At 58.7% G+C, this 16,443-nt stretch carries 13 protein-coding genes; 4 read left to right on the top strand and 9 right to left on the bottom strand.

Annotation, left to right across the window (positions count from 1 at the left end):
• Positions 1–14: 14 nt before the first annotated feature.
• The gene (locus ACEN2R_RS10370) at positions 15–833 is read right to left on the bottom strand and encodes an NAD-dependent epimerase/dehydratase family protein (protein ID WP_442041905.1); all 819 of its coding nucleotides are present in this window, start codon (positions 831–833) and stop codon (positions 15–17) included.
• 245 nt (positions 834–1,078) lie between these two features.
• Here ACEN2R_RS10370 and ACEN2R_RS10365 point away from each other — a divergent pair, with 245 nt between their 5' ends.
• The gene (locus ACEN2R_RS10365; RefSeq protein WP_442041903.1) at positions 1,079–2,179 is read left to right on the top strand and encodes a class I SAM-dependent methyltransferase; all 1,101 of its coding nucleotides are present in this window, start codon (positions 1,079–1,081) and stop codon (positions 2,177–2,179) included.
• A gap of 260 nt (positions 2,180–2,439) precedes the next feature.
• Here the strand turns inward: ACEN2R_RS10365 and ACEN2R_RS10360 are convergent, their stop codons facing one another.
• The 6 genes from ACEN2R_RS10360 to ACEN2R_RS10335 form a co-directional block, all read right to left on the bottom strand.
• Positions 2,440–3,036 carry a hypothetical protein gene (locus tag ACEN2R_RS10360; protein WP_442041901.1) on the bottom strand — a complete coding sequence of 199 codons (597 nt, stop codon included), beginning with the start codon at positions 3,034–3,036 and terminating at the stop codon, positions 2,440–2,442.
• Between the two features lie 36 nt (positions 3,037–3,072).
• Positions 3,073–5,433: a calcium-binding protein gene (locus ACEN2R_RS10355; RefSeq protein WP_442041899.1), complete on the bottom strand. Its 2,361-nt coding sequence runs from the start codon at positions 5,431–5,433 to the stop codon at positions 3,073–3,075.
• A 358-nt stretch (positions 5,434–5,791) separates the two neighbouring features.
• Positions 5,792–6,322 (bottom strand): transcription termination/antitermination protein NusG, encoded by a 531-nt coding sequence (gene nusG / locus ACEN2R_RS10350; RefSeq protein WP_442041897.1) that lies wholly within the window; start codon positions 6,320–6,322, stop codon positions 5,792–5,794.
• Between the two features lie 5 nt (positions 6,323–6,327).
• Positions 6,328–8,517, bottom strand: a complete 2,190-nt coding sequence (locus ACEN2R_RS10345) for a polysaccharide biosynthesis tyrosine autokinase (RefSeq protein ID WP_442041895.1) — start codon at positions 8,515–8,517, stop codon at positions 6,328–6,330.
• Position 8,518: 1 nt separating this feature from the next.
• Positions 8,519–8,962, bottom strand: coding sequence for an arsenate reductase/protein-tyrosine-phosphatase family protein (locus ACEN2R_RS10340; protein WP_442041893.1), 444 nt, complete (start codon positions 8,960–8,962; stop codon positions 8,519–8,521).
• 12 nt (positions 8,963–8,974) lie between these two features.
• The gene (locus ACEN2R_RS10335; protein WP_442041891.1) at positions 8,975–10,090 is read right to left on the bottom strand and encodes a polysaccharide biosynthesis/export family protein; all 1,116 of its coding nucleotides are present in this window, start codon (positions 10,088–10,090) and stop codon (positions 8,975–8,977) included.
• A 423-nt stretch (positions 10,091–10,513) separates the two neighbouring features.
• On the opposite strand from ACEN2R_RS10335, the gene ACEN2R_RS10330 reads away from it, so the two are divergent.
• Positions 10,514–11,425, top strand: a complete 912-nt coding sequence (locus ACEN2R_RS10330; protein ID WP_442041889.1) for an MBL fold metallo-hydrolase — start codon at positions 10,514–10,516, stop codon at positions 11,423–11,425.
• Between the two features lie 18 nt (positions 11,426–11,443).
• Here ACEN2R_RS10330 and ACEN2R_RS10325 read toward each other — a convergent pair whose 3' ends face one another.
• Positions 11,444–13,507 carry a hypothetical protein gene (locus ACEN2R_RS10325; RefSeq protein ID WP_442041887.1) on the bottom strand — a complete coding sequence of 688 codons (2,064 nt, stop codon included), beginning with the start codon at positions 13,505–13,507 and terminating at the stop codon, positions 11,444–11,446.
• A gap of 384 nt (positions 13,508–13,891) precedes the next feature.
• On the bottom strand, positions 13,892–14,290 hold the full coding sequence (locus tag ACEN2R_RS10320; RefSeq protein ID WP_442041885.1) for a hypothetical protein: 399 nt from the start codon (positions 14,288–14,290) through the stop codon (positions 13,892–13,894).
• Between the two features lie 373 nt (positions 14,291–14,663).
• On the opposite strand from ACEN2R_RS10320, the gene ACEN2R_RS10315 reads away from it, so the two are divergent.
• Complete coding sequence (locus ACEN2R_RS10315; RefSeq protein ID WP_442041883.1) at positions 14,664–14,969, top strand: hypothetical protein; 306 nt, start codon at positions 14,664–14,666, stop codon at positions 14,967–14,969.
• Between the two features lie 92 nt (positions 14,970–15,061).
• The gene (locus tag ACEN2R_RS10310; RefSeq protein WP_442041881.1) at positions 15,062–16,435 is read left to right on the top strand and encodes a DegQ family serine endoprotease; all 1,374 of its coding nucleotides are present in this window, start codon (positions 15,062–15,064) and stop codon (positions 16,433–16,435) included.
• The last annotated feature ends 8 nt before the right edge of the window (positions 16,436–16,443 follow it).

Here is a 16,443-nt window from a genome sequence, read left to right as displayed (position 1 = left end):
TTTGTCACACGATCTCAGACGTGCCGCTCCAACCACGTGCAAACTGCGGGAACTGTGTCCCGAAATGGCCCCGGATCCAGGGTCACCTCACTTGCATCCGAAAGATCATACGCCTCATACTCAGGGGATGGCAGGTCCCCGATCCCAAGCAGATCCTCCCTACCGAAATGCCGGAACACCCCCTGTGCAAGTTCCGCAAGCGAGGTATCGCACCCGTTGTTCAGATTGAAAACCCCTGCCCGCTCACGTCGTGCAAGCATCATGATTGCGCGAACTTCATCCTCGACATGATGATATTCCCGGCGTTGCCTGCCGTCGGTCATGGAAAAGCGGCGCCCGGACCGAAGGCTTTCCAAAACCTGACCGATAAACATAAAGGGGTGGGGTTCCGGGCCGCCATAGACCGTATTCAGACGAAGGTGCAGCCACCGATCCCGCGACATATCCGCGACCGCGACCTTGCCAGCCACATAGGCATTCTGCGCCGCCACCGACAACTTGGTTTCCAGAACAGTTCCCAAGGTCACAGCTTTTCCGCCCAGTCCGGTCGCAGCCAAGGCCGCATTGCCCGCCAGAACAACATTCACGTGGTGCAAGACCTCGTCCCCGGCGCGCGGGTTGATTTCGCCAGCCGCAACAATAACCGTATCTTGCGCGGAAAACCCGGCGGACTTCAGCAAAGCCTGCGCCGCCTCCACGCTTTTACATGCGTGCAACGCAGTTCGGTCCATCTCTAGAGGCTCAACCAGCGCTTTGCGCGACTCGTTCACAAGCGCCGCGCCAATCCGCCCCGTGGCGCCGAAAACGAACAACCGTTCTGACTGAGCGGGCATGGAATTCCTAACTACTGCATACAGGCGCCTTTTGAGCGCTTTTTTTTGGTTGCATTACACGCTTGGATGTTACCTAAACGAGTCAGGAAATCAAACGCCGATACATACCGCGCATCAAATGAAACCAAAAAATGTCGAAGATTCAAGGCAATTCATTACCCACATCCACGTCCAGCAAGCCCTGCCCCGCCTGCGGCATAGTCGCTGAGCACAAGGTCTTTTTGCATCGCTCACCGGTTCCGACCTTGCAAAACACGACCCTGCCCAGCCGCCAAGCTGCTTTGGACTTTCCAAAGGCCTCATTGGCGATGGCCCAATGCGCGACCTGCAGCTTCGTATGGAACGACGCATTTTCTGACGACCTGATCCAATATGACGAGACCTACAACAATGATGTGCTCGGCTCGGCCTTTTACCGGGCCCACCTGGAGGCGCGTGCCGACGATGTGATTGCCGCTATCCCGGGGGATACACCTATTCACTACGTAGAGATCGGCTGCGGCGAAGCGGATTTCTTGCGGCTGGTGGTCGAACGCTCTGAAGGGCGGGTTCACTCTGCGGTTGGATTTGATCCGTCATTTTCCGGGAAAACCCCGCTTCCCGCCTGCGCCGTTGTTCATCGAGAGTTCTTTACGTCCGACTCCATTTCCAAGATTTCTCGGGATGCCAATATTTTCTGCTCCCGCCACACCATCGAACACATTGCCGAACCCCGCCAGTTTACGGAATGTCTTTCCAATGCTTTGCGCCGGGACGATCAGGTTTTGTTTATAGAAACACCTTCCGTCGATTGGATATTCGAAAACGCCGCCTTCTATGACTTCTTTTTCGAGCATTGTTCGTTGTTCACGCCGCACGCCCTGCGGTCGATGTTTGGCCAGCATGGCCTGAAGGGCGAGGTCCGTGCCGTTTACGGTGCCCAGTATCTGTGGGCCGAAATACGAAAGGGCGCCGCAACACCAGACAGCCCATCAGACGTCGAACAGGCCATTGCGCGCCAATCCCGCTATGTCGAGGAGGCGGGCCGCCTCATCGACACCTGGACCAGAACGCTGCAAAACCGGACCTCAAATGGCCGAATTGGGATATGGGGCACGGCCTCGAAGGGCGTGACCTTCGCACTGATCATGCGGCAGGCAGGTCAGGAGATCGGCTTTGCCATCGACCTGAACCGCCAAAAACAGGGATGTTTCATGCCCCTCACCGGCATTGAAATACAGGCCCCCGACGCGGTGGGTCTGACCGATGACGACACGGTCATCGTGATGAACCCAAATTACCTGGACGAGATACGACACGACATCGCCGGGATGAGCGCCACAAAACCCCGCATTGTCTGCCTGTAAACACCCACCACTAGGTGTTTGATTGTAAACAAGATAAAGCGCCTGATCACCAAAGCGCGACAGGTCCATGCTGTCTCTTCCATCCTGTCGTGGTGACAGGTGTGTCATGGCTGTCCAGACCAACCTGCCGTACCGTGAGCCGCCTTTTGATTGATTGGAAAGGCCCCCGCGCAAAACTGTGCTGAGGCCTCGCCATGTTGTGAATTCGGGAATACGTCGGGAAAATCCGTCTGATCGGCATCCCGACATATCCTTGGAACCTACTTTTTCACGATGAAGGCACCCGTAAGGAAATCCCCCCCGATCGTTCCGTCAGCAAGCCCCGCAATCGCATCGGGAACATCTGTTCCGGTCCCGCCAAGGAAAGAACCGTCGAGCGCTATATCAGACGCATAGGTCGTTCCGCCGTTCACGAGGTCGCCCTGCAAGGTGCCATAGAGCTTGTCAGGATCGCCGACCAGAGCGCCCGCCAAGATGGTGCCGCCCTGAAGGCCAAGGGTGCCGGTATAGGCACCCGCAGTTTCGTGTTGGAAGTTGGTCGCCGAACCAGTGACGCCGCTTGTCGCAAAGTCGGCTGTCAGGGACAGTTCACCGATAAGCCCGGCCCCGTTGACGTCGCCGCCCACATAGCCCGTGTAGGTGGCCGCGCCGCTGTTGGGAAGCGTCGTGCGTTCGGCCCCCGCAAGGGTGCCGGTGTCGAGGTCGATCAAGCCAGCAGCGGCCGCTTGCGCCGATGTGGTAAGATCGGCGTAGCTGGGTGGATTGGACGTAACAGCTGCATCGGTGCCGCCGCCGCCGCATCCGGCAAGCGCCGCAACGACAGCAACCAGCGCACAATATTTCATTTTGTCTTTCATTGCATTATTCCTTGCATATTCGTTCGCTGGCTTGGTTCAGACGGTGAGCAGAGTCGCGTCAGGGATGAAGTCGTCGATAGTGATAAGCGTATGGTCCACATCGCGCAGGATCATCCGGTCGTCACCGATCGTGATGAGCGTGCCCGTGGTGCGATAGGCGCTGATCACCGCATCATCGACGCTCAACCCGGCAAGCTGGATCATGTCCATGCCGTCCTCGAAGTCGTAGACAATGTCGAGCTGTGTCCCGTCGGCGAAGACGAAGTCATCCGCCCCCGGACCGCCGAACAACCGATCGACACCCGCGCCACCGTCCAGAACGTCATCCCCGGCAAGCCCGTAAAGGGTATCGTTCCCCGCAAGGCCCGAGATGATGTCGTCGCCTATGCTACCTGTCAGCGTTTCAGAGGCCGCCGTTCCGATCACGATATTGGGGTCGATCGTGCCCGGCTCGGTCGCTGGGCCAGGGTTGGACATCAGGAAGTCTGTCTCCATCACCAGTTCCTGACCGACATTGCTGAGCGTCGCCACGAGGGTGGCAGTCTCTTCCGTGCCCGTTCCATCGCTGTCGATGTAGATTTCGAGACCGCCCTCGACGAGGACCTGAGACACCGTATCGGCGAAGTTGATGTCATTGACGCCCAGACCAATCAGACCCACAGTATCCTCACCTGCGATGAAATCGGTGATTATGCTTTGGGTCAGGGCCACGCCGTCAAGAGACGAGCCATAGCTGACCACGAAAAGGTCATTTCCTGCCCCGCCGGTGAAGGTGTTCGTCCCGATACCGACAAGATAGTCCGCCCCGTCCGTGCCGATGATCTCGGCGCCGACACCATAGGGCGTGACCTGTTCATAATCGACCAGAAGTTCAGCGCTGTAGATCGTCGCGGGCTTGATGTCGCCCTTGATGTAAACGGCAATGTCGAACCCGTCAGTGTAGTTCATACCGTTGATCGACACCTCGCCCGGCTTGTCCTGCCAGCCCGCGCTGATCGACAGCGGCGCGACCGGAGCCCCCCAGTCAAGCAGGTTCAGAACGGTCTGCGTTTCGGCCCCGACGTCGTATTTCACTTCGTCCTGCGTCGGAGGCGGCAAGTCACTTGGATCGATCGGAATGACGACCGAAGGAAGATCCTGCCCGTATTTGTCGGGCTGTAGCCGCCAGCGCGGACCCGAGCCGGCATATTCAGTCCCGTCTTCGTTCAGAACTGGCTCGAACGGTTCGCGGTCCATCGTGGTGTACCAGGCGTTGGTGAAGCCTGCCGCGCCATCATCGGCACCCAGCGCGGCCAGTTCGCTGCCAGCCCACAAGGCCGCAAGATTGGCGTCGCGCAAAATGGTCCCGGCCGGGTAAAGCGTGCCGTCGCCCGCATAATAGTCATCGGTCGTGATCCAGACTTCGCGCGCACCGCCCCCGTCCACATTGTAGTCCGCGACAATCGTGTAGGTCGGTAGCGTGCCGATTGCGGCCTCGTTCTCGAAATCTTCGGGACGGACCTGATCATTGGGGTTGTTCGTGATCGTGTGATGAATGACCAACTCTGCCGCAGTCACCTTGTAAAGGGTGCGCAACGAGGTCTCGGGGTTATATTCGCTCCACTCGTCGGGCAGATCCATCGTGGCCTCGAGCCGGACATCATTGGGCTTTTTGATCGTGTTGCCCCAACGATACAGCAGCTTTCCGTCATCCTTCAGTGTCACCGAATAGTCGGAACTGGCTGCGATGTTGACGTCGATCTCGGTCTCGTTCGGGGCCAGAACGTCTTTGATATCCGCAACCCCGTCCCCGTTCACGTCGCCCGCCAGAGTAATGGCATCGGCCACGAGCATCCCGTCGTAGGCGCCTCCGATCAGGTACAGATCGTTGTCGAGCGGATAAAGAGCATCCGGATCGCCGGGATATTTCTGGTCCGAAAGAATGTTTTGCATCACGACATAATGCTCGGTCGACGCCTTTACGGTGTTGCCGCCAAGGCCCGCAAGCCAAGTGCCCAGAACCGCAGGCGTCTTGAATGTGTCGGTGGGCGAGTCAGAGATGACGATACCGATCTGGGCACCACCGGCGTCCTTCAGATCACCCGCCCAACCTTCGGCATAATCGCCGTCCAGCACCTTGGTTGTCGCGTTCTGGAAGTCCGAGACATAGTAACCGAATTCGCTGTCGATCGGATAGAGGGTAACCCCTTCCTTGGTGATCTTGGTGTCGGTGTCGTCAGCCGGATCGTCGATCGTGTCGAACACGCCTTGCGGATTTTCCGCGTTACCAACGGTCAAGCCGCCGAATGTAACCGTGATATCCGACGTGCTGAAAACATGGGATGACGTGAATACCGGATCCTTGTTCAAAGGCTCGTCCCAGTCATCGACCTTGCTTGGATCTATTTGCGTTGCCAATTTCCGTCTCCATCCTAAAAGTTTTGGCCGGTTTCCATGCCTCGGTGTTCCATACTGCGGAACCACAAAGGCCTCTTTCCACGGGGCCATCCAAACGAGTCGACGATCTGTCCGGGGCGATCACTGGGAATGCCAAAACCTGACATCGACCCGACTCCATTCATCATCGACTTGAGGGTCACGATGTTTTGAATGCCTTTGATCATCATTGATCAAAATCAACGGAATGTGGAATGCTTGCGGGCCTGTGACATATTTTGTGCCACCTTGGGAATTTGATCCCATGGTTTAATGGCGCGATTTTTCGTGGAAATGAAAGGAGGCAATTTGGGTCTGGCGCGGTTTGGTGCCGCCCGCGCTACAGTCTCTTTAGATCTTCGGGCTCGATCGCGACCTTTGTGGCGCGGCCCAGAATGTCCAGCAAAACCCAGATACGCCTGTCGGGGCTGACGTTTTCGACGGTTGTAACAAAGTCGGCGAACGGGCCGGCCGTGACCTGAACCTGATCGCCCGCGATCAGCGCGGCGGGCGGCTGGATCAGGTCGGCGTCATCACAGCGCGCAAAGAGTGCAGACATGATGCCCGAGGGCACCGGCCTTGGTGCCTGTGTGCCAAAGCTGACCATTCGCGACACGCCGTAAGTGTGGTTGATCGTCCGCCAAGGCCCGCTTTCAGGGTCGAAACTGGTGAACAGATACCCCGGAAACAGGTGCCGGAGGGTCGTTTTGAAATGCCCGGCGGTGCGGCGGGTCTCTGCCTGTTGCGGGCTGAACACCGATAGCTTTTGCCGCTCCAGATTGCGCCTGGCGATCTGGAAACTGTTCGGCTTGATCTGCACCAGAAACCAAGGGAGCGGCGGCAGTCCGCAATGGGCTGGAAGGCCTTTCAAACCGGCTAGTCCTTCAGGCTTTTGTAATCGTAACGATAGCTATACCCGTAGCTGTAACCGGACCCGCCTTTGGCCTTTCGCGGGTCAAAGCCGTTCAGGATGGCACCGGTCAGGCGCACACCGGCGGCGTCAAGCGTGCGGCGCACGGCCTGCACCTCGGCCATCGGGGTGTCATCATAGCGCACGATGGCAATCGTCGCACCGACGGCCCGCCCGATGATCACCGGATCGGTCACAGCCAGAACCGGTGGCGCATCGCAGATGGTCAGGTCGAACCGGCTGTCGAGCGTCTTGATCAGATCGGAAAACTCTGCCCGCATCAAAAGCTCGGACGGGTTCGGCGGATAGCGGCCCGTCGGCAGGAACATCAGGCCGGGCACCGGACCTTCGACCAGCACATCGTCAAGCGTTGCCTCGCCTGCTATCACCTCTGCCAGGCCGGGTTGGTTCTTTGGCACGTTGAAATAGCGTCGCAGATGACCGCGGCGCAAATCGGTATCCACCAGACAGACCGTCTGGCCCGATTGCGCCGTGACCACGCCAAGGTTCACCGCCGTGAACGATTTACCCGCGTTCGGCGCGGCACTGGTCAACGAGATAGAGCGTGTTGCAGCGTCCAGCATGCCGAAATGAAGGCTGGTCCGCAACGAACGGAACGCCTCGGTCACTAGGTCGTCGGAATGCGTAAGCGCGTGGATCGGCAGCGTGCCCTTGCGCATAGTGCCGCGGGCGGGCGTGGGGGCCAGATTGACGGTGGCAAAGACCGACAGGCCGATCTGTTCCAGTTCGTCCGCGCCCTGCACCCCGCGCCGCATCCAGTGGCGCACCAGAACCAACCCCACGCCGACCATGCCACCCAGCACAAGCGAAAGCGCAAGGATCAGGGATTTGCGGGGGGCAATGGCATTCGGCGCGGCGCGGGCGCTGTCGATGATCCTGACATTGCCGATATTGCTGGCCCGAAGCACCTGCAATTCCTGACGCCGGTTCAACAACTGGGTATAGACGGTTTGCGCCACTTCCAGAGTGCGTGTCAGGTTGATGATCTCGCGTTGGGTTCGCGGCAGGGCGTCGACCTCTGTGCGCAGAACCGCTAGGCGCTCTTCGAGGGCCGCGCGATTGTTCAGCAGGGTCTGATAGACCGGATGGTTGCTGGTATAGCGTTGCGAAACTTCATCTTCCTGAAGTTTCAGCGCCTCAATCTCGTTTTCCAGACGGGTGACCTGCGTCAGCAGGCTTTGCGCCTCCAGTGCAAGGTCAACCGATTGCTGCGATTGCCGGTACTGGTTCAGGGTGGCCTCGGCCTCGACCACGGCACGCTCTGCCTCGGGCAACTGGCTGGCGATAAAGCCAAGGCTGCTTTCGGCTTCGGCGGCACTGCGCGCGACGTTCTGGCCCAGATAGGCCCGGGCAATCGCGCCAAGGATCTGTTGCGCCCTTTGCGGGTCCTGATCGGTAAAGCGCAGTTCCAGAATGCCGGATTGACGGCCCTTTTCCGACACGCTCAGGTTTGCGCGAAGGCCGTTGATCATCGAAGTTTCACTGCCTTGGCTGATGACAAAGCTGCGCCCCTTTTGCCCGATCAGGTCGCCGATCCGCAGGGCAAAACCGCGCTTTGCCACGCGCACTGTCTGTCCGACACGGCCGTTGATCTGCTGCCCATCGGGAAGGGTTGCCAGATACCCGCCCTCACCGTCTGATATGATGTCGATGTCTTTTCCGACCCATTCGGGCGGCGTTTCCAGCAGGTCCAGCCGGATGCGTTCCTCTGTCCGTGCATAGGGCGCAAGCAGGCCGATCTCGGGGATTGGCAGGGCATAGCGGCGCAGTGCATACCCGACCACGGGTGCCTCGCGCGGCTCTGCCCGCCAGTCCAGTTTCAGGTCGGCAACGGCCTGCCCCAGAACCATGCGCGACCGCACGATCTCTATCTCGGCGACACTTTTGGGGGTCTCGCCCGCCATACCGGCCAGCGCTTCTGGCAGGGCAAGCTGACCCCCTTTTTCCTCGAGCTGAAGCAGGCTGTCGGCCTGATAGGTCGGCGGCGTGACCAAGACATAGGCCAGACCGATTGCCAGAGACAGAACCATGGCCAGAAAAACCCAGCCTTTGCCGGCCCAAAGACGGGACACCAGTTGCCCCAGATCAATCTCGTCATCTTCGGGGGGGGCTTGCATCGTTGTGTGTGTGCTCATGTCAGTCGGGGGCCTTTTCTGCCAAACGTGTTGCCCATGCCCCGGCTGCAGCCAAGATCAGATCAAATGTTTTTGCGTGATATTCATGCGGGCGCTTATACGGATCGGGAATGCCGGTGCCGCCGGTCCAATGATCGAACAGCATGATCCTGCCCAGAAGATGCGGCGCCTGCTTGGCGATTTCGCGGCGGTGGCCCGGTTCCATCACAAGGATCAGGTCGTTTTCCTCGCCGATCCGGCTGGTGAACTGCCGCGCGACATGCCCGTCAAGCGACACGCCTCGCGCTGCGGCGACCTCGGCGGCGGTGCTGTCGGCACCATGCCCGACCAGCGCGCCGATGCCCGCCGACGTGACCGTCGCCTTTGGCAGGCGCGCGGCCAGAATACGCTCTCCGACAGGCGAGCGGCAGATGTTGCCGACGCAAACCACAAGAATCCTGTTCATGGGAAACGCCTCTTAATTTCCGAGGGCTTCAACAACCGAAGCGCCACGCACCGACGGCAAAAGCCCGTTGATCGTGTCGTTCCAACGCTGGAGCGGCGAGCGCGTGATATAGACCACATCGCGCGGTTCCAGAATAAACCGGGTGCCAAGAAGAAGACCGACCGGCGACGATGTCTCGAGCTGGAACACTGTCATCCTTGCCCCGTCGGCCCGGAACACGAACACGCCACGCGCGTCGGCACGCAGTTCGTCCAACCCGCCCTGACGGGTCAGCGCCTGCGTCAGCGTCACGGGTTCGACCGACAGATCAACCGCGGCGGGCTTTTGGACCTGCCCAAGGATAAACGCCTCTTCGGCCTTGCGGCGGGGAACGCTGACGATATCGCCAGAGCGCAGAACAGGGTTGTTCTGGCGGATGCCCGCGCTGAGGAACCCGTCAAGATCGACGTTGTAAAGCGTGCCGCCGCGCTGGACGGTGACGCGCCGCGCATCAGCGGTGTCCTTCAGCCCGCCAACCGCGTTCACGGCCTCTACCAGGGTCAGCGGTGTGGTGGTCAGGGCCTGCCTGCTGGGCGCGGCGACCTCTCCGGTCACGACGACATTCTGCGAGTTGAAGGCGGCAATGCGGACGACAACCTGCGGATCGGGGATAAATGCCGCCAGACGCGTTGTCACCTCGGCACGGATATCGGCAACCGATCGTGCGCGGGCGGTCACCTGACCGATGAAGGGATAGAAAAAGCTTCCGTCGGCCTGAACCAGAAACCCGCTTTCCTCGGCGCTGCGCTGTGGTCCGGCGGGCAGTGTCAGTTCGGGGTGATCGAAGACGATGATGTTAAGGACATCGCCCACACCCACGCGGTATTCCCAGCCGCGACCATTCGGCAAGGTGGTCGCGCGGGCCACATGGCTGGGGCTGGAAAAGCTGGCGATGTTGGACGCGTCAAGCCGGATGATGGTCACATCCTGCGACACGTTTTCCTGCGACTTTTCCGTCACCGGAAAGCGCACAAATCCTTCGGTGCAGGCGGAAAGCAGGAACAGAACCGACACAAGCCCGAGATATAGTTTGATCGAGCGGGCTGATTTTACGCAATCATGGCCTCCGCTGCCTGCTTGATATGCCACTACCGCGTACTCTTTTTTATGCCGCCACATCGAAAATATCCCGACGCGGCAGGCGTTTATACCAAAGGTTGTTTCCAACCACAGACTAATACCTGATTGATTCACATTTATTTTATCAAACGGGTAACATTCAGTAGGGGCCATTGCAATTGAAAGGCAGCATTTCCAGTCAGTTTCCACGATAAGATGGCTTTGCCACAACACCAGTCCATAGCAGGCCGTCGTGCGACCGATGGTTGTTACGCAGCAGGGACGAACGCAATCCGCAACGGCAAAACCGCCGGAACCATCGGGCTTGGTACGTTTGTGTCCCCGTCCGTCAGGGATTTTGGTGCAATAGCCGGCCTGAGGGGCGCAGGCATCATCACACCTGTCGCTTTGCGCTTGCATCGGGCCGGAACCCGCATAACCATTGAATTTATGATGAAACAAATTTCCCTGATCCTTTTCGCCTTGCTTGCGCCTGCGGCAGCCTTTGCAGATGTTCTGACCGTCCAGCCTGTCGCCGCAGGTGTCTGGGCCATAGAAGGCCCCGCCGAACAGCGCGATCCTGAGAATTTGGGCAACAACGCCACCTTCGGCCTGATCGAAACCAGCGAAGGCGCGGTTCTGGTTGATCCGGGTGGAACACGGGCGGGGGCGGCGATGCTGCACGGTGTGGTGCGCGGCCTGACCGATCAGCCCGTCCGCTATGTCATCAACACCGGCGGGCAGGACCACCGCTGGCTCGGCAATGGCTATTGGAAGGAACAAGGGGCGACAGTGATCGCGTCGGCTGCAGCTGTCGCTGACCAACAGGCGCGCGGTTCGTTGCAGTTGACCGTGCTGTCGCAACTCGTCGGGAATGGTCTGGAAGGAACCCGGCCTTCCTACGCCGATGTTGTCTTTGACACCGATCATGTCCTTGATCTTGGTGGGCGTCAGATTGAAATACATCACGCAGGTGCGGCCCATACCCCCGGCGACAGCTTTGTATGGCTTCCTGATCAGCGCGCGGTCTTCACCGGTGACATCGTCTATGTCGGGCGCATTCCGGGCGTGATGGAGTTTTCCGACAGCGCCTCATGGCTCGAAGCTTTTGCCGCGATAGAGGCATTGGCCCCCCTGCATCTGATCCCGGGGCACGGCCCCCTGACCACGTTGGAGCGGGCGCAGGCGGATACGCGTGATTACCTGACAAACCTGCGGGACCGGATGCGCACTTATATCGAAAACGGCGGAGACATCATCGGGTCGGTTGAAGTGGACCAATCCGCTTTTGCCTATCTCGGCCAGTTCGATTCACTTGCCGGCCGCAACGCGCAGGCCGTTTTCCAACAGTTGGAGTGGGACTGACGGCTTCAGAGTTCCAGTTCACTTGTCATTGCTAGAGGGCACATGACGATAGCCCCACGCATCGCTGAACTTGATATAAAGCCCAAGCCCGACACCACTACCGACAGCGGCACCCGTCAAGAACCCGATCGTCAGCATTGCTTGATATTCTTGTTGGCCTCTCTTGGCGCCCAAATTCTTATAGTAGTTCAGGGCTTTCATGGCTTGGGCAAACTGCCTGTCTGTAATCGTCCTGCGAGCAAGCGCCATATAGAGTTGCGTTTCCTTGGAAGTCACATAAATCTCGCCTGCGGCCTTCGACGCGCTGACGTAGTTCAGACCGAAGGTCCACGCATTGTTCCCTAGCCCGGACAAACGCGCATCCGTCGCCCCAGTGGTCGGATCGACCCGCCACCAGGCGGAAGATGCACCATTTGCCGCCCCCATGAGCAGATAACCATTTTCCTGATCGCGCTGCGCCATGGCAGAACCCATTTTGGCAACGGCATCCGGGGGCAGGCGCATCAACGGGCCATCCAGCAAAATGCTCGTAGATACCGCTTGCGACGCATCTGCCCCCGACGCGACCCATTCGGTTTCGATCGCAGAACGCACAGACCCATACCACAGCCGCAGTGCCTGCAAATCGCGCGGATCAGGGTCGGCTATGGCAGAGGTCAAGTCGATCCCGTCAATTGCCCAGTCGATAGACGATTTATAAGCGTCCTGACCGACAGGGTGAAGACTGGACAGCATGACATTCGCATGGCCGTAATACCCGCAGGTTTTACCATCCTGCGTCCGCAGGTCTCGTGTTGTGCGCTCTGCACCCGTTGCCAAACTATGCGCCGCCGTCCAATTTATCCACATGAGGAGCTCGGGATCGGTTGTCCCGTCACGCAATGTGGTGAGGGTCTCGTTCCAGGTTTTTTGTATATAGGCCAGGCGGTATGCATCGTTTCGCGCATCCATCCCGCCGTTCGCCGTAACGATCAAAGTCACCCCTTCCAAAGCCTGCGGATACCGAACACCCGCGACCGGGTTCAGGATCGCATCCGGGGAAATTGGGTTGGATTGGCGCTCTGCAAAGGGCAACAGGTCCATCACAGCCCGACGGGCGGTGCGTGTTATGCCTTCGGGTGCGACCGACCTGATATCAAGCCAAACGGCGGTGACAGCGTCCTCTTGACTTGTGCCGCTTAGCCCACCTGCGGCCAAGGGGCTTGGTTGTGAAAATTCTTTTCCCAGGGTCGGGATGAAATCGACAATAAGCACTGGCTTAAGTTTTGGTGACAGGTCGATTGCATCCAACAGCTTGTCGCTAAGCACTCCCGCAATTCCGGCCCCCGCGGGCGTGAATCCAAGCTGGATCATCTTTTCATCGGCGTCGCGCGCGGCGAACTCTTGTGTCAGCACCGATTGTTCGCGCAGTTTTCCGTCCCTTAGCGTCTCGATCACCACCGAGACCGTAACAAGATGCGGATTGGCTCCGCCTTCCGACAGCGCCTCGGGGGGCGCCATAGCCGCACCAGCCTGCATGTCAGGCACCGAGGGATCAAGATCGCGCCAGCCATTGGCGTCTCGGTATTGCACCCAGTAATGGCGGTCGCCAAATTGCGCAGACAAGGCAGGCGTCGCGTCTGTGATCGAAGGAACGGCATCCAGCAACCGGCCATAGTCGCGCTGCGCACGCGCAATTGCACGGATCGTTGTCGCCTCGCTAAGCCCGATCAACGTCCCGATGTTTTCGTCTGCGGTCAGTACCACGCCGCAGCTTGAAACACGCAACTGTTCGGCCATTGCATCGGTTAACGGCGCTTCTGCGATACGGGCATCCAGTCCCATCTTGCGCAGCAGCACCATCAACAATTCTGACTTGTCCTGTGTATTTCCGCCAGAGGCCGCGATGACCGACATCGGGCTACGCAGAGTTCCGACATAGGGTTCGGTGCGGATCATATCTCGCACATAGGCAAACGCAGCCGTCGGATCGTTGCCAAATTGTGTGGAAAGATCGTCGAGCGTGGGAAAAATGGTGCGATAGCCATCCAGCATACTGATGAGATTTTCGAATCCGGCGATGGCAAGGTTTTCCTGAACCAATCGGGTGGCCTTCGCGGGATCAGGAAGCGATTCCAGGCGTGGTGCCCGCTGCCAAACCAGATTATCGGCGCCTGCAACCGCAACTTGCGGATAAGCAAAAGGTCCAAGAACAAGGGCTGTTGAAACAATCAATGACGTCAGCCGGCACGCGGCCAAGCCAACATCGAATGCCCTGCGCATTTCGGGGCATGCTTTCTCGGATTCTGGCGTCGGATTTCTGGAGTTGGTTTTGAAAATCATTTTTTGCGGTCTCCATATTGCAGGGCCATGTAAATTACAGGTGACCTTTTTGGATGGGCCATAAGCGCTGCGGCTACCACGTGGTTTCCGCCCCAGCGCCGCCAGACATGCGCGCCCGGAAGGCATAAAACCGGTGCAGGTCCGTTATGCCCACCAATCGAAGGTGCTGTGCCGGGCGTTGAAATCCGGCGCAAGATAAACGTTCAAGCCCTCAGACGATACAGCACTCCAACGGCCACCTGCCGCCCAGCATTTGGTCACCTCAGAGTCGGTCATATCGGTCGACAACACCAGCACTTCGGCCTTGCCGGTGCAATACTGCGTTAGTGCATCGGCGCGTGAGGCTGGCACGGGTTGCATTTGGAGCCCTTTGATCGCGAGCGCAGGTTTAAGTTTTGCAACCGCAGCAGCCTCGCCCGTAAGACGTGGCAACGTCGTATTGGATGCGGGCCTTTGCTCAACAGTGGTGGGAACGCATCCTGCAATGGCGCCTGCGCAAACGAGTATCAAAAGTCTTGGTAAAAACTGGGCCATTTGGGTCATTGGTGGTCTCCGAAATGAGTATTGATAGGCGCGAAGTCTTCCCTAAAGCGCTATCGCGCATCAATTTCCAACGTGAACATGAATAGTGAGATTAAAGGTGGTTCGATTTGTTTGAATAGTATCAGGGCGTTGTCTAAATAATTTTCCAACTTGGTTGCGCCGCCACCGCTTCGGACATCGGCAGGTTGCAGTAAGCCTGATCGAGAGTCTTTCCGTCAAGCAATGAATGCGGGCGGCCGCGCATCCGAGTGCTGTTACTGGACATGCTTCTTTGCGGCCCATGCGCGCGCCGGGCCGGTCGTATTTGTCTCTGTAAAAGCGGCGCGCCCGAGGACTTTGTGCGGGTGCGTTTGCACGAAAGAGGGAACGAAAAATGACGAGAATGACAGTGCTCATGGCCATCACCCTTGACCGCGCACAAGGGCATGGGCGCTGCCATCCTGGCCTTCCCGACGGCCATATGGGCGGCAGGCAGCGCCGTAAGGTCACGCAGGGTCTGGGTCAGGAAATGCAGCGGGCTCTTTCGTCGGCCGATGTCGGCAAGGGTCTGGTGCTTGGCCTTGCCGTCGCGACCATCGGGCTGATGGTGGGTCATCTGATACTGAAATGGGCAAGTTCTGTGACACCCGCCACTAACCGCCGGGCGGTTATTCATCACTCCAGTGACATGCGTCAATGAAGTGCCCTGCCGCCTATGGGATCAAACCTGAAACATATGATTGCCTGACAATCTGCCATGGCATCGAAGGTCTGTAGAAAAAGGGATATGTCATGATCCGTCATTTCCATTCCGCAATCGCGATCCTGTTTCTTGTCATTGCACCGCTAACCGGCAACGCGCAGTCCTATGCGCAGATGGACGAACGCGGAGTGCCGACGATCGCGCCGCTTTTGCGGCAAGTCACAGACGCTGTCGTCAATATCTCGGTGGTCAGTGAACAGCCGCCACAGATGAATCCGCTGTTCAATGATCCGTTCTTCCAGAAGTTCTTTGGCCTGCCGGAAACGATTGAGCCGCGCAGGCGCCTCAGCGCGGGATCTGGCGTTATCGTGGATCCGGCCCGCGGTTATATCCTGACCAACAATCACGTTATTGAAAATGCCGTCGACATCACCGTGACACTTAAAGACCGCCGCAACTTTGCGGCCACCGTCATCGGAACCGATCCGGCCACTGACGTGGCTTTGCTACAGATCACGGCAGACGCGCTTTTCGGCTTGCCGATGGGGGATTCATCCCGCCTGCAAGTGGGTGACTTTGTCGTTGCCGTTGGAAACCCTTTCGGACTGGGCCAGACCGTCACCTCTGGCATCATCAGTGCGTTGGATCGATCCGGCATCAACCCCCAAGGCTATGAGGATTTCATCCAAACGGACGCCTCGATCAATCCGGGGAATTCAGGGGGCGCGTTGGTCACCTTTGACGGCAAACTTGTGGGGATCAATTCTGCTATTATCGCCCCATCTGGCGGAAATGTCGGCATAGGGTTTGCCGTCCCCATCAACATGGCGCGCTCGATTATGGACCAATTGATCCAGTTCGGGGAAATCCGGCGCGGACAGTTGGGTATAATGATTCAGGATCTGACCCCGGATCTGGCTGATGCCTTGGGGCTTGGCGTTTCACGCGGCGCGATCGTGACGCAGGTGTTGCCCGGCACGCCTGCAGATGCCGCCGGGCTGCAAGCCGGTGACATCATCACAGCCGTCAACGGCAACCCGGTTGAGAGTTCCAGCAATCTCAGAAACCAGATTGGCTTGGTGATGGCAGGGACGACACTGCGGCTTTCGCTGATGCGCAATGGCACCGAGATGGAGGTTGCCGCGACCATTCAGGCAGGCCAGGAGCAAGACGAGGCCGCAGCCCCTGCGCCTGACCTGCAAGCCCTTTCCGGTGCCCAATTTGGGCCCCTTACGCCGGGAATGGACGGCTTTGGAGATGTAAAAGGTGTGGCCGTGATCGCCGTTACCCCCGGCAGTCCGGCGGCATTTTCGGGCCTGATGACCGGTGACGTGATCACGGCTGTCAACAATGTCCCCGTCACCGATACAGCCGCGTTCTATGCGGAGCTGCCTGATCAAAAGGGCCCGGTCGCCCTGACGATCTATCGCAACGGCAGCACACTCTATTTGATCGTAAGGTGACAGGTTGG

The organism is Pseudogemmobacter sp. W21_MBD1_M6, from assembly GCF_052119585.1.
Taxonomy (GTDB): domain Bacteria; phylum Pseudomonadota; class Alphaproteobacteria; order Rhodobacterales; family Rhodobacteraceae; genus JBGQOJ01.
Note: the sequence above shows the minus strand (reverse complement) of the source record. Positions and strands in the feature narration are given on the sequence as shown.